This window comes from Deltaproteobacteria bacterium, assembly GCA_009692615.1.
Classification (GTDB): Bacteria; Desulfobacterota; Binatia; order UBA9968; family UBA9968; genus DP-20.
On sequence record SHYW01000008.1, the window covers coordinates 35,016 to 55,220 of the forward strand.

General features: G+C 55.1%; 17 protein-coding genes and 5 tRNA genes. 2 read left to right on the top strand and 20 right to left on the bottom strand.

Annotated elements, in window-relative coordinates; all coding sequences use genetic code 11:
• Positions 1 to 9: 9 nt before the first annotated feature.
• The 20 genes from EXR70_03185 to rlmB form a co-directional block, all read right to left on the bottom strand.
• Positions 10 to 318 (bottom strand): 30S ribosomal protein S10, encoded by a 309-nt coding sequence (locus EXR70_03185; GenBank protein MSP37487.1) that lies wholly within the window; start codon positions 316 to 318, stop codon positions 10 to 12.
• Entirely contained in the window at positions 315 to 2,411 is a 2,097-nt protein-coding gene (gene fusA / locus EXR70_03190) for an elongation factor G (protein ID MSP37488.1), read from the bottom strand. The genes EXR70_03185 and fusA overlap by 4 nt, the downstream gene beginning before the upstream one ends.
• 72 nt (positions 2,412 to 2,483) lie before the next feature.
• Positions 2,484 to 2,954, bottom strand: coding sequence for a 30S ribosomal protein S7 (locus tag EXR70_03195; GenBank protein MSP37489.1), 471 nt, complete (start codon positions 2,952 to 2,954; stop codon positions 2,484 to 2,486).
• 6 nt (positions 2,955 to 2,960) lie between these two features.
• The gene (locus EXR70_03200) at positions 2,961 to 3,332 is read right to left on the bottom strand and encodes a 30S ribosomal protein S12 (GenBank protein MSP37490.1); all 372 of its coding nucleotides are present in this window, start codon (positions 3,330 to 3,332) and stop codon (positions 2,961 to 2,963) included.
• A 105-nt stretch (positions 3,333 to 3,437) separates the two neighbouring features.
• Positions 3,438 to 7,565, bottom strand: coding sequence for a DNA-directed RNA polymerase subunit beta' (rpoC, locus tag EXR70_03205; protein ID MSP37491.1), 4,128 nt, complete (start codon positions 7,563 to 7,565; stop codon positions 3,438 to 3,440).
• 47 nt (positions 7,566 to 7,612) lie between these two features.
• Complete coding sequence (gene rpoB, locus EXR70_03210; GenBank protein MSP37492.1) at positions 7,613 to 11,716, bottom strand: DNA-directed RNA polymerase subunit beta; 4,104 nt, start codon at positions 11,714 to 11,716, stop codon at positions 7,613 to 7,615.
• A 74-nt stretch (positions 11,717 to 11,790) separates the two neighbouring features.
• Positions 11,791 to 12,168: a 50S ribosomal protein L7/L12 gene (locus EXR70_03215; protein MSP37493.1), complete on the bottom strand. Its 378-nt coding sequence runs from the start codon at positions 12,166 to 12,168 to the stop codon at positions 11,791 to 11,793.
• 38 nt (positions 12,169 to 12,206) lie between these two features.
• A complete protein-coding gene (locus EXR70_03220; protein MSP37494.1) occupies positions 12,207 to 12,749 on the bottom strand; it encodes a 50S ribosomal protein L10 in 543 nt (180 codons plus the stop codon).
• A gap of 52 nt (positions 12,750 to 12,801) precedes the next feature.
• The gene (locus EXR70_03225) at positions 12,802 to 13,506 is read right to left on the bottom strand and encodes a 50S ribosomal protein L1 (GenBank protein ID MSP37495.1); all 705 of its coding nucleotides are present in this window, start codon (positions 13,504 to 13,506) and stop codon (positions 12,802 to 12,804) included.
• Between the two features lie 36 nt (positions 13,507 to 13,542).
• Complete coding sequence (gene rplK, locus EXR70_03230) at positions 13,543 to 13,968, bottom strand: 50S ribosomal protein L11 (GenBank protein MSP37496.1); 426 nt, start codon at positions 13,966 to 13,968, stop codon at positions 13,543 to 13,545.
• Between the two features lie 18 nt (positions 13,969 to 13,986).
• Complete coding sequence (gene nusG, locus EXR70_03235; protein ID MSP37497.1) at positions 13,987 to 14,517, bottom strand: transcription termination/antitermination protein NusG; 531 nt, start codon at positions 14,515 to 14,517, stop codon at positions 13,987 to 13,989.
• A gap of 20 nt (positions 14,518 to 14,537) precedes the next feature.
• Entirely contained in the window at positions 14,538 to 14,753 is a 216-nt protein-coding gene (gene secE, locus EXR70_03240) for a preprotein translocase subunit SecE (GenBank protein MSP37498.1), read from the bottom strand.
• Between the two features lie 21 nt (positions 14,754 to 14,774).
• Positions 14,775 to 14,851, bottom strand: a tRNA-Trp gene (locus EXR70_03245).
• Between the two features lie 10 nt (positions 14,852 to 14,861).
• Positions 14,862 to 15,014, bottom strand: coding sequence for a 50S ribosomal protein L33 (gene rpmG / locus EXR70_03250; protein MSP37499.1), 153 nt, complete (start codon positions 15,012 to 15,014; stop codon positions 14,862 to 14,864).
• Positions 15,015 to 15,043: 29 nt separating this feature from the next.
• Positions 15,044 to 16,234, bottom strand: coding sequence for an elongation factor Tu (gene tuf, locus EXR70_03255; protein MSP37500.1), 1,191 nt, complete (start codon positions 16,232 to 16,234; stop codon positions 15,044 to 15,046).
• 77 nt (positions 16,235 to 16,311) lie between these two features.
• A tRNA-Thr gene (locus EXR70_03260) sits at positions 16,312 to 16,384 on the bottom strand.
• A 91-nt stretch (positions 16,385 to 16,475) separates the two neighbouring features.
• Positions 16,476 to 16,551 (bottom strand) — tRNA-Gly (locus tag EXR70_03265).
• A 5-nt stretch (positions 16,552 to 16,556) separates the two neighbouring features.
• Positions 16,557 to 16,641, bottom strand: a tRNA-Tyr gene (locus tag EXR70_03270).
• 66 nt (positions 16,642 to 16,707) lie between these two features.
• Positions 16,708 to 16,782: transfer RNA gene (locus EXR70_03275), tRNA-Thr, on the bottom strand.
• 259 nt (positions 16,783 to 17,041) lie between these two features.
• Positions 17,042 to 17,827, bottom strand: coding sequence for a 23S rRNA (guanosine(2251)-2'-O)-methyltransferase RlmB (gene rlmB / locus EXR70_03280; GenBank protein ID MSP37501.1), 786 nt, complete (start codon positions 17,825 to 17,827; stop codon positions 17,042 to 17,044).
• A gap of 58 nt (positions 17,828 to 17,885) precedes the next feature.
• Here rlmB and lptF point away from each other — a divergent pair, with 58 nt between their 5' ends.
• Both lptF and lptG read left to right on the top strand, forming a co-directional pair.
• Entirely contained in the window at positions 17,886 to 19,094 is a 1,209-nt protein-coding gene (lptF, locus tag EXR70_03285; GenBank protein ID MSP37502.1) for an LPS export ABC transporter permease LptF, read from the top strand.
• Entirely contained in the window at positions 19,091 to 20,203 is a 1,113-nt protein-coding gene (gene lptG / locus EXR70_03290; GenBank protein MSP37503.1) for an LPS export ABC transporter permease LptG, read from the top strand. Before lptF ends, lptG begins: the two co-directional genes overlap by 4 nt.
• Positions 20,204 to 20,205 lie beyond the last annotated feature (2 nt).

Consider the following 20,205-nt stretch of genomic DNA (forward strand, 5'->3'; position numbering starts at 1 on the left):
AGTTACCCACTACTGAAGCTTGATCTCTACATCCACTCCCGCGGCGATATCGAGTTTGCCCAACGCGTCGATGGTCTGTTGGGTCGGTTCGAGAATATCGAGCAACCGTTTATGCGTGCGGATCTCAAACTGATCGCGCGATTTTTTGTCAACGTGGGGCGAGCGATTGACGGTGAATCTTTCGATTCGCGTCGGCAACGGGATCGGCCCCGCCACTCGGCCGCCAGTGCGCCTGACCGTTTCAACAATCTCACCCACCGATTGATCGAGCACGCGGTGGTCATAGGCCTTGAGCCGAATTCTAATTTTCTCATTCATACTTCATCGTCCGACTTGCCATCAAACTTGGCGATAATTCCTTCAGCAACCGCCGCTGGAACCGGTTCATAATGGGAAAATTGCATCGTGTATGTCGCTCTTCCTTGGGACATCGAACGTAGATCTGTGGAATAACCAAACATCTGCGCCAACGGTACCCGGGCATCGATCGCCTGGGCCGCTGGGCGTGTGTCCATGCCCAAAACCTTGCCGCGCCGAGAACTCAAATCGCCGATCACGTCGCCCATAAAAGCTTCCGGCACGACCACCTCGACCGACATGATCGGTTCGAGCAGCACTGGACTGGCCTTGCGCGCAGCTTGCTTGAAGGCCATGGAGCCGGCGATCTTAAAGGCGATTTCAGAAGAGTCGACGTCATGATAACTGCCATCGAACAAGGTAACTTTAACATCGACCATCGGGTAACCAGCAATGACGCCGTTCTCGGTGGCTTCCTTAATCCCTTTTTCCACGGCGGGAATATATTCACGCGGAATCGCACCGCCCTTGACGGCATCGACGAATTCGAAACCGCCGCCCGGTTTATTCGGTTCGAGCTTGATCCAAACATCGCCGTATTGCCCACGGCCACCGGTTTGACGAATGAACTTACCCTGTTGCTCGACCAGCTTACGCACCGTCTCGCGGTACGCCACCTGGGGCTTACCGACGTTGGCACCGACACTGAACTCGCGCAACAAACGATCGACGATGATTTCTAGATGCAGCTCGCCCATGCCGGAAATAATCGTTTGGCCGGTTTCTTCATCGCTCCGAACCCTAAAAGACGGATCTTCAGTGGCAAGCTTCTGCAAAGACAAGCCGAGTTTCTCTTGGTCCGCTTTGCTCTTCGGTTCAATAGCGATGGAAATAACCGGATCGGGAAAATCGATCGACTCAAGCACGATCGGCTCATCTTCGTCGCATATCGTATCGCCCGTAGTGGCAGTTCTTAGACCCACCGCGGCGGCGATATCGCCGGCGTAAACCTCTTTAATCTCTTCGCGCTTGTTGGCGTGCATCTTGAGCAAGCGGCCAACCCGTTCGCGTTTGCTCTTGGTCGAATTGTAAATGCTCGCGCCGGAAGCGAGGGAACCGGAATAGACCCGAAAAAAAGTCAACGTACCGACGAAAGGATCGGTCATGATTTTAAAAGCCAAAGCGGAAAACGGCGCGTCATCGCTGGCCGGTCGCGCGTCGGCCTTATCCGTTCCCGGCTCAACCCCTTTGATCGGCGGAACGTCGAGCGGGGACGGTAAGTAGTCCACCACCGCGTCAAGCATTGGTTGAACGCCCTTATTGCGAAACGCGGTTCCGCAAACCACCGGCACTATCTTGAGAGCTAGAGTCGCACCGCGAATACCCTTGCGCAGTTCAGCTTCCGAGATCTCTTTGCCCTCGAGATACTTCTCCATGATCGCTTCGTCGCCATCGGCCGCCGCTTCGAGCACTTTTTCCCGATATTCTTCGGCTTGATCCTGGAGATCGGCGGGGATTTCCTCTTCATGGAATTTCGCGCCAAGACTTTCATCTTCCCAGACAACCGCTTTCATCGTGACGAGATCGACCACACCGGCGAATTTATCCTCGGCGCCGATTGGCAACTGCATGACCACGGGGCGCGCGCCTAAGCGATCCTGAATCATCTTAACGACGCGGAAAAAATCCGCGCCGAGCCGGTCCATCTTGTTGACAAAAGCCAAACGCGGGACGCCATATTTATCCGCCTGGCGCCAAACCGTTTCAGTCTGCGGTTCGACACCGCCGACCGAACAAAACACCGCCACCGCACCGTCGAGCACGCGCAAGGACCGTTCGACTTCGATGGTAAAATCGACATGGCCAGGGGTATCGATAATGTTGACCCGATGATCGCGCCAAAAACAGGTGGTCGCCGCCGAGGTAATCGTGATGCCGCGTTCCTGCTCCTGCACCATCCAGTCCATGGTCGCGGTCCCCTCATGCACTTCACCGATCTTATAGTTGATTCCGGTGTAGTAAAGGATGCGCTCCGTGGTCGTGGTTTTACCCGCATCGATATGCGCCATGATCCCGATGTTGCGGGTCTTATCTAGGGGTGATGTTCTTGGCATTTTAATCTGCGCTGGAAAAAAAGGAGGCGGTCGGACCGCCTCCTTTGAGCCAGCTTTGAATAAGCTGTTATGTTACCAACGATAATGCGCAAAAGCCCGATTGGCTTCCGCCATTCGATGGGTATCTTCCTTTTTCTTGATTGCCGTGCCGCGATTGTTCGCCGCGTCGATAATCTCCGCCGCCAACTTTTCTTCCATCGATTTCTCGGCACGCCGCCGTGCCGCGTCGATGAGCCAGCGCATGCTCAACGAAAGCCGGCGCTGGGGCCGTACTTCCACCGGCACCTGATAGGTCGCGCCGCCGACCCGGCGGGAGCGCACCTCGACCGTCGGCCGGGTGTTCTCGATGGCGCGCTTGAAAACGCCCAACGACTCTTCTTTGGTCTTCGCCGTGACGATCTCCATCGAGCGATAGAGAATCGCTTCCGCCGTGCTCTTCTCGCCATGGCTCATGATCGTATTGACGAACTTCGCTACAACCTTGTCCCCGTACTTCGGGTCAGGCAATATTTCGCGTTTTCTTACTTCACCTTTGCGCGGCATAATTTTTTACTTCGGTCGCTTCGCTCCGTATTTAGAGCGGCTCTGACGCCTTTCTTGTACGCCGATCGAATCCAAGGTGCCGCGCACGATGTGATATCGCACACCAGGCAGATCCTTGACGCGGCCGCCGCGAATCAACACCACCGAATGCTCTTGCAGGTTATGACCCACGCCGGGAATGTACGAGGTCACTTCGATGCCGTTGGTCAACCGCACACGGGCGACTTTACGCAGCGCCGAGTTCGGTTTCTTCGGAGTCGAAGTATAAACGCGCGTACAGACGCCGCGTTTTTGCGGACAACCCTGCAATGCGGGCGCAGTGTTTTTGCGGCGTTGTTTTTCTCGGCTTTCGCGCACCAATTGGCTTATCGTCGGCATAATTTCTCGTTCGCGATGTTGTCTTGGATTCTGGGGAGCAGTTACGTACTAAAACATTCCCAAGAAAATCCTTTTACTAACAAATAATTAATCCTATGTCAAAGCTCATGCGCCGACGGCTTCAGATATATCACCGCCCGGCCCTTCCGGTTCATCGATTTCGATGTCCGGTTTGGCGTAGCGGGCCACCCCAGTGCCTGCGGGAATCAGCCGGCCCATAATGACGTTTTCCTTTAGGCCGCAGAGCATATCGACCTTGCCGTGGATCGCCGCTTCGGTAAGCACCTTGGTGGTTTCTTGGAAAGAAGCCGCCGAGATAAAGCTTTCCGTCGACAGCGACGCCTTGGTGATACCGAGTAAGAGCGCCTCGGCCACGGCCGGTTTGCCGTGCTCGCCGATGGCTTTCTGATTTTCTTCTTCGAAGCGCCACTTTTCGACCTGGTCGCCGACCAAAAATTCGGTATCGCCGACCTCTTTGATGCGCACCCGGCGCAGCATTTGGCGCACGATCACTTCGATGTGCTTGTCGTTGATACGCACACCCTGGAGGCGGTAAATCTCCTGGACTTCATCGACTAAGTATTTCGCCAGAGCCTTTTCACCCAGGATGTTGAGAATGTCATGGGGATTGGACGAACCATCCATCAACGCTTCACCGGCGCGAATTCGATCGCCGTCGTGCACGCTGATATGTTTGCCCTTGGGAATCAAATATTCCCGAACTTCGCCGACCTCCGGCGTGACCAAGACTTTGCGTTTGCCCTTGGTGTCTTTGCCGAAGGAAATCACGCCGTCGATTTCGCTAATGACGGCGAACTCCTTGGGCTTGCGCGCTTCGAACAGCTCGGCCACGCGCGGCAAACCGCCGGTGATATCCTTGGTCTTGGTGGTTTCGCGAGGCATCTTGGCTAAGGCGTCGCCGGCAAAAACCGACTGGCCGTCTTGAACGTTGATATGGGCGCCCACCGGCAGCAGATAACGCGCCTCCGCGTGGCTCGCCAACCGGGTGGTCTGGCCGCCGACATCCTTGATCGATATCCTCGGCCGCTTGTCGATATCTTTCGAGTCGATGATGACTTTGGTCGAGAGGCCGGTGCGCTCGTCGACCCGTTCTTCCATGGTGATCGCTTCGATCACGTCGCCGAAGCGGACCACGCCGCTGACCTCGGTGAGAATCGGAATCGTGTAGGGATCCCATTCCGCCAACAGGTCGCCCGCCTTGATTCGCGCGCCATCTTTCTTTTTGAATTTAGCGCCGTACACCACCGGATACCGTTCGCGCTCGCGCACACGGCCCTTCTCGCCCTCAGGATAGTCGACGATGGCGACTTCGCCGTTGCGGTTCATCACCACCTGATCGCCGGCTTTGTTGGCGACGGTATTAACGTTGATAAACTTAATGAAGCCCTCGTTGCGCGATTCCAAAGTCGTCTGTTCGGCGCGCCGGCTGGCGGTGCCACCGATGTGGAAGGTGCGCATGGTCAGCTGTGTGCCCGGTTCGCCGATCGATTGAGCGGCGATGACGCCCACCGCCTCGCCCATGTTGATCATGTGACCGCGGCCGAGATCGCGGCCATAGCACATGATGCAAACGCCGCGGCGCGACGCACAGGTCAACACCGAGCGGATCTTGATGCGCTCCAAGCCGGAATCTTCGATGCGTTGCACCAACTCTTCGTCGATGCCCTGGTTGGCTTTGACGATGACCTCGCCAGTAAACGGATCGACGACATCTTCCAGCGCGACGCGGCCGAGCACGCGGTCGCCCAGCGGCTCGATAATCTCGCCGCCTTCCATGAGCGGGGTAATTTCGATGCCGTCCATGGTGCCGCAATCGTGATCGCCGATTACCGCATCCTGGGCGACGTCGACCAAGCGGCGTGTCAAATAACCGGAATTGGCGGTTTTAAGCGCCGTGTCGGCGAGACCCTTACGGGCGCCGTGAGTGGAGATGAAATATTGCAACACCGTCAAACCTTCACGGAAATTCGCCGTGATCGGAGTCTCGATGATTTCGCCGGAGGGCTTCGCCATCAGACCGCGCATGCCGGCCAACTGGCGAATCTGCTGCGCGCTACCACGGGCGCCCGAGTCAGCCATCATGAAAATTGGATTGAAGCTCGGCACCGAAATCTCGTGACCTTTGCCATCGGAGATTTTTTCCGTGCCTAGATCGCGCAACATATCGTCGGCGATGCGGTCGGTCGCTTCGGCCCAGATATCGACGACCTTGTTATAACGTTCGCCGTCGGTGATCAGACCGTTCTTGTACTGCTCTTCGATTTCACGCACATCGTCATGGGCGGTCTTGAGCAAGGTCTCCTTGCTCGGCGGAATCAACATGTCCTTGATCGAAATCGAAATACCCGCCTTGGTGGCGTTGCGATAACCCATGTCTTTCAAACGGTCGGCAAGAATGACCGTCGCCTTATTGCCGGCAAGCCGGTAACTGACGTCGATCAAGTTAGCCAATTCTTTTTTCTTCATCACCCGATTAACTTCTTTAAACGGAATGACTTCGGGAACCACATCGTAAAGCAGAACCCGGCCGACGGTGGTTTCAATGCGCTCGCCGTCGATGCGCACCGTCACCGGCGCCTGCAAGTCGACTTCGCCCTGATCGTAGGCGATGTTCACTTCGACGGGGCTGCTGAAAATCCGGCCGCTGCCTTTGGCATTGAGCCGATCTCGGGTCATGTAGTAAAGCCCCAAGACGATGTCTTGAGTCGGCACGATGATCGGCTTGCCGTTGGCGGGTGATAGAATGTTGTTGGTCGACATCATCAGCGCGCGCGCTTCCACCTGGGCCTCGACGGAGAGCGGCACATGAACGGCCATTTGATCGCCGTCGAAATCGGCGTTGTAGGCGGCGCAGACCAACGGATGAAGTTGAATCGCCTTACCTTCGATCAAAATCGGCTCGAAGGCTTGAATGCCGAGACGATGCAGAGTCGGCGCGCGGTTGAGCAGGATCGGATGTTCGCGGATCACTTCGTCGAGAATATCCCAAACTTCCGGCAGCTCGCGTTCGACCATCTTTTTGGCGCTTTTGATCGTCGTCACATGGCCGCGTTCTTCGAGCTTGTTGTAAATAAACGGCTTGAACAGCTCAATGGCCATCTTCTTCGGTAAACCGCATTGGTGCAGCCGTAGCTCGGGACCGACGACGATAACCGAACGGCCGGAATAATCGACACGCTTGCCGAGCAAGTTCTGGCGGAATCGGCCGGTCTTACCCTTGAGCATATCGCTCAAGGATTTTAACGGGCGGCGGTTTTGTCCGGTGATCGCCCGGCCGCGCCGGCCGTTGTCGAACAGCGCATCCACCGCTTCTTGAAGCATGCGCTTCTCGTTGCGGATGATCATGTCCGGCGCGCTCAACTCCATCAGCCGCTTGAGCCGGTTGTTACGGTTGATAACGCGGCGGTAAAGATCGTTCAAATCGGAAGTCGCAAAACGACCGCCGTCAAGCGGCACCAGCGGTCGGAGATCGGGTGGAATGACGGGAATGACTTCCAGAACCATCCACTCGGGGCGGTTACCGGAATTTCTAAAGGCGCTCAAAACTTTCAAGCGCTTGGCCATCTTTTTGCGGCGCACTTCCGAATTGGCATCGCGCAGATCTTGGCGCAGATCTTCGGAAAGTTTGACCACGTCGATCGCCTTGAGCAGTTTGCGCACCGCTTCGGCACCCATCTCGGCGATAAACTTGGGGCCGTACTCTTCCACCGCCTTGCGGTAGCGGGTTTCGGTCAACAGTTCTTTATAAGCTAACGGAGTTTCGCCGGGATCGATGACGATGTAGGACTCGAAATAGAGAACCTTTTCAATTTCCTTGAGCGACATGTCGAGCAAGGCACCGATACGGCTCGGCAGACTCTTGAGAAACCAAATATGCACCACCGGCGTAGCCAACTCGATGTGGCCCATGCGTTCGCGCCGGACTTTCGATTGAATGACTTCGACGCCGCACTTCTCGCAGACCACGCCGCGATGGCGCATGCGCTTGTACTTGCCGCAGTTACATTCGTAATCCTTGGTCGGGCCGAAAATCTTCGCGCAGAACAAACCGTCGCGCTCCGGCTTGAAGGTTCGGTAATTGATCGTCTCGGGTTTTTTGACTTCGCCGTGGGACCAAGAACGGATCTTGTCCGGCGAAGCGACCGACACTTTGATCGCGTTGAAAACAACGGGGTTCTTCGGTTTCTCGAATAAATTGAATAGATCTTCCATACTAAGGATCACCTCCGGTTAGAGCGCCACAGCCTCTCTGGGGTTACCTACTTCTCTTCGACGAGCTCGACGTCAAGACACAAACTTTGCAGTTCCTTGACCATCACGTTGAACGACTCAGGAAGCCCAGGTTCGAGCAAGTGTTCGCCTTTGACAATCGCCTCGTACATGCGCGTGCGGCCGACGACGTCATCCGACTTCACGGTGAGCATTTCTTGCAACGTATACGCCGCACCGTAGGCCTCAAGCGCCCAGACTTCCATCTCGCCCAAACGCTGGCCGCCGAACTGCGCCTTGCCCCCCAACGGTTGTTGGGTGACTAAAGAGTAGGGACCCGTGGAACGGGCGTGAATCTTATCGTCGACCAAATGATGCAGCTTCATGATGTACATGACGCCAACGGTAACTTTACCGTCGAAAGGTTCGCCGGTTCTGCCGTCATGGAGCGTCACCTGTCCGCTCGCCGGCAGACCCGCCTTGCGCAGCAAGTTGAAAATCTCTTCTTCCGCCGCGCCGTCGAAAACCGGCGACGCGAAGCGCACGCCGTCGCGGTACTTCTCGGCGAGTTTGAGAATCTCCGAATCCTTGGCGCCATCGATCAACTCGTTGGCTTCGCGGGTATTTAAATATTCTTTCAGCCGCCGCCGCAGGGCGTCGTTGTCGCCTTTTTGGCTGCGCATCATCTCGTCGATCTGACGACCGAGACTGAGTGCCGCCCAGCCCAGATGGGCTTCGAGAATTTGCCCGACGTTCATACGCGAGGGAACGCCGAGTGGGTTGAGCACCACGTCGACCGGCGTACCGTCATCCAAGTAAGGCATATCTTCTTCGGGCAAAATGCGCGAGATCACGCCCTTGTTGCCGTGACGGCCGGCCATCTTGTCGCCCACTTGCAGCTTGCGCTTGATGGCGACGAAGACTTTGACCATCTTGATCACACCGGGCGGCAGTTCGTCGCCGCCTTTGAGCTTTTCGATTTTGTCATCGAAGGCACGCTTGATCAGATTGACCTGCGTCGTGGTGCTTTCGATGATCCGGTTGAGTTCGTTCTCCACCGACTCGTTGTCGACGCGGATCTCGCTCCAGTAAGACATCGGCAACTGATCGATATCTTCTTCGGTCAACTCCTGGCCCTTGTTGAACAGCACCTTGCGGCTGTCGTCGCTGATGCGATTGGCCAAGCGCCGGCCGGCGAGCAATTTTTTCAGCCGCCTGAGCGCGCCCTCTTGGAGAATGCGCACTTCGTCATGCTGATCTTTTCTCAGCCGCGTGACTTCCTCATCCTCGATAGTCCGGCTACGGTCGTCCTTGCTCAAACCTTTGCGCGAGAAAATCCGCACGTTGATGACCGTGCCTTCGACACCCGGCGGCACGCGCAACGAAGTGTCGCGCACTTCGCCGGCTTTTTCGCCGAAGATCGCCCGCAGGAGTTTTTCTTCGGGCGACAGCTGGGTCTCGCCTTTAGGGGTAATCTTACCGACGAGAATGTGACCCGGCCGCACTTCCGCGCCGATGCGAATGATACCGCTTTCATCGAGATCGGTGAGCGCTTCGTCGCCGACGTTGGGAATGTCGCGGGTGATTTCCTCGGGCCCGAGCTTGGTGTCGCGCGACACGCACTCGAACTCTTCGATGTGAATCGAAGTGTAGATATCTTCTTTGACCACCCGCTCGTTGATCAAAATCGAGTCTTCAAAATTGTAACCGCCCCAAGGCATCAGCGCGACCACCACATTGCGGCCCAGGGCGAGCTCGCCCATCTCCGTCGACGGGCCGTCGGCGATGACATCGCCGGCTTTGACTTGGTCGCCAACGACGACGATCGGCCGTTGGTTGATGCAGGTGTTTTGATTCGAACGTTGGTATTTGACCAGATTGTAAATATCGACGCCGGTATCGCGCGGGCCGGAAGTCTTGTCCGCCTTGACGACGATGCGCGTGGAATCGACGCTTTCGATCACGCCATCGCGCCGCGCCACCACGGTGACGCCGGAGTCGCGTGCGACGACTTTCTCCATGCCGGTACCGACAAAGGGCGCCTCGGTGCGCAACAGCGGCACCGCTTGGCGCTGCATGTTGGAACCCATCAAGGCGCGGTTAGCGTCGTCGTTTTCGAGAAACGGAATCAGCGACGCCGCCACGCTCACCAATTGGTTCGGCGACACGTCCATGAAGTTGACTTCTTCGGGCCGCGCCATGATGAACTCGCCGCCTTTGCGCGAGGAAATCAGATCGATATCGAAATGGCCGCGGTTATCGATGGGGGCATTGGCCTGGGCGATCACGTGATCTTCTTCTTCGAGCGCCGACAGGTAACGAATACGGTCGGTGACCCGGCCATTTTCCACTTCGCGATAGGGCGTTTCGATGAAACCGAAATCGTTGACCCGAGCATAGGTCGTCAACGACGCGATCAAACCGATGTTCGGACCTTCCGGCGTTTCGATCGGGCAAACCCGGCCGTAATGGGTCGGATGCACGTCGCGCACTTCGAAGCCGGCGCGCTCGCGAGTCAAACCGCCGGGACCGAGGGCCGACAGGCGCCGCTTGTGGGTGATTTCCGACAGCGGATTGGTCTGATCCATGAACTGCGACAACTGACTGGAGCCGAAAAACTCTTTTAACGCTGCCGATACAGGTTTGTAGTTGATCAATTCCTGCGGCATCAAAGTTTCGATGTCTTGCAGGCTCATCTTTTCTTTGATCGCCCGCTCCATGCGCACCAGGCCGACGCGAAAATGATTCTCCACCAACTCGCCCACCGCGCGCACCCGGCGGTTGCCGAGATGGTCGATGTCATCCACCGAACCGTTGCCGTTCTTGAGTTCCATCAAGTAACGGACGACTTCGAGGATGTCTTCTTTGCGCAGCGTCCCCTGTTCCAGCGGCACGTTGAGCTTCAAGCGATGATTGAGCTTCAAGCGGCCGACCTTCGACAGATCGTAGCGGTCCGAGTTGAAAAATAAGTTATTAAAAAAGTTGGTTGAAGAATCCACCGTCGGCGGATCGCCCGGACGAAGGCGCCGGTAGATCTCCATAATCGCATCTTGGGGGGATTTGATGCGGTCCTGCAGCAACGTGTTGCGCAGATAGGGACCGATGCTGGAATCGTCGATGAACAGCACTTCGATCTGATGAATGCCTTTGTCGCGAATCAGATCGAGCTTCTCTTGGGTGATCTCGTGATTGCATTCGAGCAGCACGGTCTTTGTCCCGGGCTCGACGATGTCATGGGCGGCGACCCGGCCGAGGACATCTTCCAAAGCGATGGGCACATGTTTGAGCTTGGCCGTTTCCATCTGACGCAGCACCGGCCGAGTAAACTTCTTGCCTTCCTTGACGATGATGTCGTTGGACTTGGGATCGCGCACATCGGCGCTCACCTTGGCGCCGAACAAATGATTGGGATTGAACACCAGCGCCGGCTTGCGGCCGTCGAACACGATGGTGTCGGTCTTGTAATAATAATTGAGCAAGTCTTCCGGCGTCATGCCCAAAGCCCGCAGCAATACGGTGGCGTGAAATTTCCGGCGCCGATCGATGCGGACATAGATAATATCGCGGGGATCGAATTCTAGATCGACCCAGGAGCCGCGATAGGGAATGATCCGTGACGAATAGAGCAGCTTGCCGCTGGCGTGCGTCTTGCCCTTGTCGTGTTCGAAAAATACCCCCGGCGAACGGTGCAACTGGCTAACGATGACGCGCTCGGTGCCGTTGACCATGAACGTGCCGTTGACGGTCATCAGCGGAATCTCGCCAAAGTAAACTTCCTGCTCCTTGACGTTCTTGATGCTGCGCGAGCCGGTCTGCTGATCGACATCCCACAACACTAGTTGCACCGTGACTTTCAACGGCGCGGCGAAGGTCATGCCACGTTGATGGCATTCCTCGACGTCATACTTGGGCTCGCTCAAGGCGAAGCTGACGAATTCCAACGAAGCGGTCTCGTTAAAGTCCTTGATCGGGAAAACCGACTTGAACACTTCCTGCAGCCCCATGTTCTGCCGTTCCGTCGGCAGGGCATCTTTCTGCAAGAAGAGGTCGTAAGAGTTTTTTTGAATTTCAATCAAATAGGGAAGATCGATGATCTTTCGGATCCTCCCAAAACTACGGCGAAATCGTAAGTTATTGGCAACTTGAAATGCCATGCGTTCTCCTCTCCCGAACTAGCGGCCGACAATCCAACATTGAAAAATCAACGGGAAGCACCACTGCGAGAGACCTACTTGATTTCGACTTTCGCGCCCTGCTCTTCGAGCTTCTTCTTGATCGTTTCGGCTTCCGCTTTGGGTATCGCTTCTTTAACCGGCTTGGGCGCGCCATCGACAAGATCCTTGGCCTCTTTCAAACCGAGGCCGGTGAGCTCACGGACAACCTTAATGACCTGAATCTTCTTCTCGCCCACTTCGGTGAGAATGACGTTGAACTCAGTCTTTTCTTCCGCCGCTGCCGCCGCCGGTCCAGCCGCTGCTGCTGCCGCAACCGGTGCCGCCGCGCTAACGCCTAACTCTTCTTCGAGCTCTTTCACCAGAGCCGCCGCATCCATCAAGGTCATGTTCTTGATGAAATCTTTAACCTGTTCTTTTGATACGCCTTCCATAACTATCCCCCTTTAGATTGATACCGTGAATATGCTGGTTATTCGCCTTTAGTCTTGCGTAACGATTCGAGCAAACGCACCATCTGCGCGCCCGGTTCTTGAAGGGTGCGTAGCAATTGGATCGCCGGCGCATTGATGGTCGCCAACAAGCGCGCTTGAATCTCCGGCTTGCTCGGCATTTGCGACAGCGCCTTAACCCCGGCGCGATCCATGAACTGACCTTCGAACACACCGCCCTTGATTTGCAGCTTGTCGTTGTCGTCGGAAAACTTGATCAACGCTTTGGACAACATCACCGGATCTTCATAGGCGAAGGCCCAACCGTTGGGCCCTTGGAGCAGTTGCTCCAGGTTGCCGAAGGTGGTGCCTTCGAGGGCGCGCTCGGCCAAGGTGTTCTTGATGACTTGATACTCGCCCGAGGCTTCGCGGATTTCGCGCCGTAGCTTGGTCATCTGCGCTAACGTCAGACCACGATATTCGGTGACGATCGCCATCTTGGCCTTCTGCAAAACCCGATGAATCGCCGCGACCGTTTCGGCCTTTTCACTATGTCCGGCCCGAGCTGCTTGCGTTTCCGACATGCTATCTCCCAAACTTAAATCCGCTCTGCTACTAGTTTCAATTATTAATCGCTTACGCGGCCATGGCGCGAACCTGGGCCAAATCGATCTTGATGCCGGGACCCATGGTTGTAGCAACCGTCACGCCTTTGACATAGTTGCCCTTGGCCGATGCGGGCTTGGCGCGCAGGATCGTCATCAACACCGCCTTGGCGTTGTCGATCAATTGCTCCGCGCCAAAGGACGCCTTACCCACCGGCACATGAACGATGCCCGCCTTGTCGACTCGGAACTCCAACTTGCCGGCTTTGATTTCTCTAACCGCTTTGCCGATGTCCAGTGAGACTGTGCCGGTTTTCGGATTGGGCATCAGGCCGCGCGGTCCGAGAATTTTACCGATACGGCCCACCGCTGCCATCATGTCAGGCGTCGCCACCGCTTTATCGAAGTCGAACCAACCTTCGCTGATTTTCTTAATCAAATCGTCGCTGCCGACGAAATCGGCGCCCGCTTCTTGGGCCTCTTTTTCTTTATCGCCCTTGGCGAAAGCCAAGACGCGAACGGTTTTACCCATGCCGTGGGGCAAGCTGACGGTGCCACGGATGTTTTGATCCGCCTGACGTGGATCGACGCCCAAACGGATCGCCAATTCAACGGTCTCGTCGAACTTAGCCCTGGCGGTTTGCTTCACCAAGGCTAGGCTATCTTCCAACAGATAGCGCTGATTGCGGTCGATCTTTTCCAAAGCGGCGCGGTACGTTTTTCCATTTCCACTCATGGCTTACCTCAACTGCGAAGCGACAAAATATTAATTCTAGCCTTCGATGTCCAAGCCCAGGCTGCGAGCCGTGCCTTCCACAGACTTTTCTGCGGCAGCGAGATCTTTAGCGGTCAAATCTTTAAATTTCAATTCGGCGATCTGACGCACCTGGGCACGGGTTACTTTACCTGCTTTAATTTTACCCGGCTCCTTGGAACCTTTTTCCAAGCCGGCAGCTTTCTTCAATAGGATCGAAGCGGGCGGCGTCTTGGTGACGAAACTAAACGAGCGGTCGGCATAAACCGTGATAATCACCGGCGTAATCATGCCCATCTGGGCTTGCGTCGCGGCGTTGAAGGTCTTGCAAAATTCCATGATGTTGACGCCGCGTTGGCCCAGCGCCGGACCCACCGGCGGGCTCGGATTCGCTTGACCCGCGGGAATTTGCAACTTGATTTCGCCGATTACTTTCTTAGCCATTTTTCTCGATCCTTGTAATTAGTTCCGTTCGACCTGGACGAACTCCAGCTCGACGGGCGTGGCCCGGCCAAAAATACTGATCAGCACGCGCAGCTTGCCCTTTTCCGGTTTCACGTCTTCGACCACGCCGTTGAAATCGGCGAACGGCCCATCGACCACCTTGACGTTCTCGCCCACCGAAAACAAAACCCGCGGTTTGGGCTTGACCGCACCTTCCTCCATTTGCTGGGTGATCGCCCGCACTTCGTCGTCGGTAACCGGCGGCGGATTGGTACTGCCACCGACGAAACCGGTCACCTTAGGGGTTTCTTTGACCACATGCCAAGTGTCATCGTTCAACTCCATCTGAACGAGAATGTAACCGGGAAAAAACTTCCGCGTGGAAGTCTTCTTCTTGCCCTTGACCAGCTCGACGACCTTTTCCACCGGCACCATAACTTCGGAAAAGTACTCCTGCTTGCCGAGTGATTTGATCCGCTCTTCAAGCGCCGCCTTCGCCTTTTGTTCATAACCCGAAAAGGTATGAACGATGTACCACTGTTTCGCCATAAGAAGAGGTACCTTTAGGGTTAGCCGAGCATGGCCTGAATGGCTTTGGTTAAAACGAAATCGACCCCAGCCAAATAAATTGAAATTAAAATTACGACGATAATAACTACCGCCGTCGCTGCGTAGGTTTCCTTACGCGTCGGCCAGTAGACCTTCTGTAACTCCTGCCAGGATTCCAGAACGAATTCGGTCAAATCCCGAACCCCATCCTGCAATTTTTGAATCCAGTCGCCCATGAATACTTCAAGTCAATGAGATGGCGGGTCAGGCAGGACTCGAACCTGCAACATCCGGATTTGGAGTCCGGCGCTCTACCAATTAGAGCTACTGACCCCTGAATCTCTCTAGACTTTTACCTCACGATGCAGGGTGTGGGCTCGGCACGAAGCGCAAAACTTCTTGAGCGATAATTTTTCGGTGGTGGTTTTCCGATTTTTAGACGACGTGTAATTCTTGCGTTTACACTTGTCGCAAGCAAATCCGATGAGTTCCCGCATGGCAACAACCTCCGTTGCGCACAGTCAATTTATTGGACGATCTTCGTCACCACGCCCGCGCCAACGGTGCGGCCGCCTTCCCGGATAGCGAACTTTAACCCGTCATCCATGGCAACCGGCGTGATCAGCTCGATTTCCACGTTGATGTTGTCCCCAGGCATAATCATCTCCGTTCCTTCTGGCAGTTTCACGACGCCAGTCACGTCGGTGGTTCGGAAATAAAACTGCGGCCGGTAACCGTTAAAGAATGGGGTGTGCCGCCCGCCTTCCTCTTTGGTGAGAACGTAGGCCTCAGCATTAAATTTCGTGTGCGGCGTAATGCTTCCCGGTTTGGCTAAAACCTGTCCCCGCTCCACTTCCTCGCGCTTCGTTCCTCGGAGCAGAACACCGATATTGTCGCCGGCCCGCCCTTCATCCAAAAGTTTGCGGAACATCTCAACACCTGTTGCGACGGTCTTCTGGGTTGCCTTGAAACCGACAATCTCTATTTCTTCGCCAACCTTAACGATTCCCCGCTCAACACGCCCGGTAACGACTGTGCCACGACCACTAATCGTAAAGACGTCTTCGACCGGCATAATGAAGGGCCTGTCGATATCTCGAGTCGGCTCTTGAATATAGGAATCCACGGCCTCCAAAAGCTTTAGAATAGCGCCTTCGCCCATTTCAGAGGTGTCGCCCTCCAATGCCTTTAGCGCACTGCCGATAACGATCGGCGTGTCATCGCCTGGAAATTTATACTTGGATAGCAGCTCCCGCACCTCCAACTCGACAAGTTCCAGAAGCTCCTTATCGTCGACCATGTCCGCTTTGTTGAGAAAAACAACGATAGCCGGAACTCCGACTTGACGCGCTAACAGGATATGCTCCCGCGTTTGCGGCATGGGTCCGTCAGCGGCAGAGACGACTAGAATCGCTCCATCCATCTGCGCGGCTCCGGTGATCATGTTCTTAATGTAATCCGCATGGCCGGGACAGTCGACGTGAGCGTAATGGCGTTTGTCGGTCTCATACTCGACGTGAGCGATGTTAATCGTGACGCCGCGTTCTCTTTCTTCAGGCGCCTTGTCGATCTGATCGTAGGCCAGGAACGTCGCTTTTCCTGTCTTCGCCAACACCTTGGTGATCGCCGCGGTCAAGGTAGTCTTGCCATGGTCGACGTGACCGATCGTACCGATGTTAAGATGTGGTTTTTTACGCTCAAACTTCTGTTTGCTCATCTCGTCCTCCTAATTGATTTACCAGTCACTTCTGAGAAACTCTTGCCATCCCCATTTACGTAAACCCATTGCGAATAAGCCCAGGAGCGGGATCGAACCGCTGACCTCGTCCTTACCAAGGACGTGCTCTACCGACTGAGCTACCTGGGCACATCAGTCGATGACCGACAGCAAATGGCTGACCGATTCCGGTACTCCCCCCAGCGGCCATTTGCTAAACGCCATCAGCCCTCGGCGAAAATGGAGCGGGAAACGGGGCTCGAACCCGCGACCCCAAGCTTGGAAGGCTTGCGCTCTACCAACTGAGCTATTCCCGCAAAATTGGTGGAGAGGGAAGGATTCGAACCTTCGAAGGCATCGCCGGCAGATTTACAGTCTGCTCCCTTTGGCCACTCGGGTACCTCTCCCAAACTCCTTCACCCAAAAATAAACGGCTCTAAGTCCCATACAGCCATGCTCCAGGTTAATAGGACTGGAGCTGGCGATAGGACTTGAACCTACAACCTGCTGATTACAAATCAGCTGCTCTACCATTGAGCTACGCCAGCTTACTCCACATCACCTTTTGTCACGCTCAGCGCATCTTGCGCGAGCGCCAAACCTGCGAAGTCGCCACTGAATCGGCAGCCGGAAAACCTACTGACGTTTTTTACCAATTAAAAAAGTTGGGCCTTTACCGTATAAGGCAAACGGCGGCACAAGGACAGCTTACCCCTTTTGTAAACAGGTACTTAAACCACCTTGAGCAGAACATGTCAACAGTTAGGGTGCTTACTCGTCAAATTTCGTAACAACGTCGATCCTGATCTAATATCTGTTAGGCAAGTGCTTGTCAACGCTTCGATCTTGGCGCAAAAGTTCATACAAAAAGACCGCTCCCGCCACCGCGACATTGAGGGATTCGATCTTGCCAAGCATAGGGATCGAGGCCGCGAAGTCGCATTCTCGCAAGTTCACCGGACGGACCCCCGTTCCCTCGCTGCCCAAAACGATCGCCAAACGCTCTGGATAAACCCGGTCGTAAATCGTTTCCGTATTGCCGCCGGCAAGGCCGACGGTCCAAAAACCATGCTCTTTGAGTTCTGCGATAGCACGGCGCAAATTGGTCACCTTGGAGATTTTGACATGATGCACCGCCCCTGCCGATGCTTTCGTCACCACAGGAGTAACACCGACGGAGCGATCTTTGGGAATAATGACATGGGAGACCTGCACGGCTTCGGCGGTTCGTAGGAGCGCGCCGAAGTTTCTTGGATCGGTGATCCCATCGAGAATCAGGATCCGGCCGGCTGCAGATGATGCGGCAACCTCCTTCAGCAATTGGTCGAACGGTAGGTAAGCATAAGCTTCCACTCGCGCGACGACACCTTGGTGTCTTTGACCGCCGACCAAGCGGTCAAGCGATTTAGGATGCACGTGCACCAAGGTCACGCCAAGCCGAGCCGCTTCCTGGGAAATCTCGCGCGGTGGTGTCCGCCCGGCACCATCGGCAATGAGAATCTCCAGAATATCGCAGCTCGATGCTCTGAGTTTCTCCAAGATCGGATTGATGCCAAAAATAATGTTATAGTCGGTTGCCATGGGCTGATTCATCGCTCACTTGATCGATTGATTTTACAATGAATGAACCAACAGCTAACATGCCCGCACCGTGAAGCGAAAGACACTGTTTCGATATCTCATCGCCGAAGTTTTGCCGCCATTTTTCTTGGGTCTCTTCGCTTTTACGCTAATTTTATTGATTGCGCGAATCCTCAAGCTCATTGAGCTGGTGGTTACCCGGGGCGTACCGTTTTTTCAAGTTGTCAAACTTTTCTCACTTATTTTGCCGACGTTTTTAGAGATGACGGTCCCCATGTCATTTCTCCTGGCGATCCTGTTGGGGCTGGGCCGTTTGTCCAACGACCAAGAGCTGCTCGCCATGAAAGCCTCGGGAGTGAGCCCAATGCAAATCCTTTGGCCGATCTCGATACTAGCTCTGGCGATTTCGTTGATCACGCTCTTTTTAACTCTGTTCGCCCGGCCGGCGGCGAATTTTGCGCTGAAAAAAGAACTCTATACAATCGCCAAGACCCGCGTCAGTTCGGCGCTCAAAGAAAAAGTCTTCAACGACGATTTTCCCAAGATTCTCATTTATCTCGAAGAACTCAAGCCGCCGGGGATCACCGGCCAGGGCATCTTGATCGTCGACAAACGCGACAAAGTACGCGAAGACATCATCCTCAGTAAAGTCGCGATCATTAGCACCGATGAAGAGTCCAACACCTTAGGGCTGAGACTCTTCGACGGCTCGATCTATACACGCGAGAAGAATCGTCCAGGTTTTAGCCAGACACGCTTCAATATCTATGATTTCAAGTTTGACCTCGACGAGTTGGTCGGCACCGTGCGGCAAAAAGAAGCTGGACCGAAAGAGTTGCCGCTCAACATCCTGCTCGCGGCGATCGCGGCAAAACAGCGACAGGGCGCCAAAGACATCGCCGAACGAATGGAATTGCATCAGCGTATCGCGTTCGGCTTCGTGCCAATGATCTTCTGTTTACTCGGTGTTTCGTTAACCCTGTTGCCACGCCAATCGCGCGCCAACCGTTCTTGGGGTTTCATGCTCTGCCTATTGTGGCTGATGGCTTACTACGCGCTGTTGTCCCTCGGTAAAGCGCTCGGCGAAAAAAATATTCTGCATCCACTGCCGGCACTCTGGTTGCCCAATCTAGTCGTCGGCGCCACATCACTGCATTTTTTTCGCAAGGCGGTGCGTGAATCACCCCTCGCCCTACCCGGGATCATCGACCAAGGTATCGCGCGCGCGACCCAATGGATTGACCGACTAAGACACAAGGGAAAGAGCCCCCAGCTATGAATGAGCTTAGAAACCGGATCATTTTTCTGCCCGTCGGCTGCATCCTCGACCGTTACTTGGCGGCGGGATTCCTACGGATATTTCTGCTCAGCTTGGCGATCATCACCTCACTTTACGTCACCGTCGACTTTTTCGATCGCATCGCGACGCTGCTCGAATCCGGCGCGCCGATCTTCACCGTGCTGCGCTATTTTTTTTACAAGGCGCCGCTGTTAATTTCTCGCGTCATCGGTTTCGCGACACTGTTTGCCACATTATTCAGTCTCGGCACGCTGTCGCGCACCTACGAAACCACCGCTATTAGATCGAGCGGCATCAGCGTGCAACGCATGGCGCTGCCGTTGATTTTGTTAGCGATGCTAGTCTGCGGCTTCAGCTTTGTTTGGAATGAAACCCTAGTGCCGGTTTTCGCCCAACGGGCGCAGACGATTTACCGCAGCGAGATTAAAAAGAAACAGCAACAGAGCTTGTTAGGCACCGACGACATTTGGATACGCGGCGAAGGCAGCTTTATCAATATCAACCGGTTCGATTCTCGCAACGGCACCCTCGACGACATCTTACTGTTTCGCCTCAATCGCGACTTCGGCCTAAGCGCCATCGTGGAGATTCCCGGGGCTCGCTGGACGGGAGACAGATGGCAAACGGGTCCGGCTGTCGAGTGGCAGTTGCGCGCCGACGGCAAAATGAACCCGCGCGACACCCACATCGCCTTGCCAATTACTGAAACTCCCAGCGATCTGAAATTACTCGCACGCGACGCCGAAGAGTTCACTTACTTCGATCTGCAAAAACAAATCGCTGACATGAAAAGCAAGGGGATCCAGACGACCTTTTATGAAGTCGACTTGCAGACAAAATTAGCCTTCCCGTTGATCTCTCCCTTAATGGTTTTGCTCGCCGTGCCATTCGCACTCAAGCGTCAGTTAAGCGGCAATATCTCGCTCAGCTTCGGCATCGCGATGCTGATCGGATTCGGCTATTGGGTATTGTCGGCATTCTGTATTTCCATGGGCCATGGCGGCGCTTTGCCGGCCTGGGCCGCGGGCTGGATCCCCAATGCGATTTTCGCCCTGATCGGTTTGTATTTTTTTACCGCGGAAGAATAGCC